We start from the raw sequence: 491 nt of genomic DNA on the forward strand, positions 1-491 counted from the left end.
GCGTCGACCGGCCGTGGCTGGTGCTCCCGGTCGCCGGGGACGTGCGGGGGCTGGACGGCGGTGGGGTGTTCACCACGGCGGCGCTGCGGGCCGGGGAGGCGGTGGTGCTGCCGGGCAGCGGCTACGGCGTGGTGCCGCAACCGATCGCCGAGGGCCTGCTCCGCTGGACGGTGTACCCGCTGGCCACCGAACCCGCCGCGGAACACGTCCCGCTCGGCGAGGCCGAGCACGACCTGACCGGGGCCGTGCGGGACAGTGCCGGCACGTTGCAGGCGCTCGACGTGGCCACCGACCGTCCCGGAGTCCGTGCGGAGCTGGCGAAGGCGCTGCGCGCGCGGCCACAGCCGGAGTGGCCGTCCGGAATGCCGGGACGGTCGCTGCGGATCCTGCACCGCGCCGACGAGGTCGGGGCCATCCTCGACCTGGCACACGCGGACGAGCCGGGCGGTGCGGTGTCGGCCTCGGCGAGCACCCACCGGGCCGAGGCGCTG

Annotated in this window: 1 pseudogene; it reads left to right on the forward strand. The window is 77.2% G+C overall.

The features are described from left to right. A pseudogene (locus SACPADRAFT_RS32450) lies at nucleotides 1-491 on the forward strand (hypothetical protein); the annotation flags it as partial.

This window comes from Saccharomonospora iraqiensis subsp. paurometabolica YIM 90007 (assembly GCF_000231035.2).
Lineage (GTDB): Bacteria > Actinomycetota > Actinomycetes > Mycobacteriales > Pseudonocardiaceae > Saccharomonospora > Saccharomonospora paurometabolica.